This is a genomic window from Hungatella hominis (assembly GCF_014288005.1).
GTDB lineage: Bacteria > Bacillota > Clostridia > Lachnospirales > Lachnospiraceae > Hungatella > Hungatella effluvii.
Window position 1 is genome coordinate 1 of sequence record NZ_JACOPB010000065.1, and the last position, 1173, is coordinate 1173.

General features: G+C 40.8%; 1 protein-coding gene. It reads left to right on the forward strand.

What is annotated here, in order from left to right; genetic code table 11:
* Positions 1-988 (forward strand): IS91 family transposase (locus H8S75_RS33710; protein ID WP_187024974.1); only part of this gene is annotated, 988 nt, incomplete at its 5' end.
* Positions 989-1173: the final 185 nt, after the last annotated feature.

A 1173-nucleotide genomic window follows, 5' to 3' on the forward strand; every position in this document is an offset into this window, starting at 1 on the left:
ACAAGCTGTCTACGGCTGTCCCCATTGTGGTAAACTTAAATCTGTACCTTTTTCCTGCAAAAGCCGTTTCTGTCCATCTTGTGGTAACATGTATAATCAGAAACGGGCTTTTCGTATGTCCTGCAAGCTCATTTCCTGTAACCACAGACACTGTGTCTTTACGATTCCAGAGGAACTTCGCATCTACTTTCTTAAGGATCATTCTCTTTTGAATTGTCTTTTTCATGCCGTCCGAGATGTCGTCCTTCGTATGTTTTCTAAACTTAATAAAACTGAAAACTTTACTCCCGGGTTTATTTGTGTCCTTCACTCTTTTGGTAGAGACCTCAAATGGAATCCTCATATCCATGCGCTCATTTCCGAGGGCGGGGCCGGTAATTTTACCTCCTGGCGTCCAAACAAACATTTTGATTTCAGATTTTTACGCTTTGCTTTCCGTAAGGTTCTTTTAGAAAAACTTGCGCATAAACTCGGTTCTTCTTTCCTTAAACTTAAAAATCAGATTTATAAGGATCACCCGGATGGTTTTTACGTCCGTGCCAAACCCAATCTCTGCTCTCCAGATATCACCATTAAGTATATCAGCCGATATCTCGGACGACCGGTTATTGCTGCCTCCAGAATTGATTCTTACGATGGTGACTCCGTGACGTTTCATTACACCAGGCATGAGGATCACAAGACGGTTACAGAATGCCTCCCCGTCATTGATTTTATAAAACGCCTGATTATTCATATCCCTGACAAGCACTTCAAAATGGTTCGTTACTACGGTATTTATGCAAAACATCATAAACAGGAAAAAAATCTTCGGCAATGTTTATCCCCTCAGAAACAACGCTATCTTTCCAGTCTTCTGGATTGGCGTAACTCGATTATTCTGACGTTTGGATATGACCCACTCAAATGTCCGAAGTGTGGCACTTCTATGTTGGTTTTAGAAGTTTACTACAAAAAACTGCGCTGTTTGAACGATTCCGAAAGGTAATGGGTTATGGATAGTTCCATGCCCCTTATTCTTTCTTTGCCGTCAGACAGCGCAGTCTAAACCAAAACAAAAAACTACATAATCAACGTCGTGGCGAATCACTACATTCGCTCTTTTGTTATGTGATTTTTTATTTCAAGTCCATTATACACTATCTTGGCCGATTTGCGAAGTTTCCTAGAAAG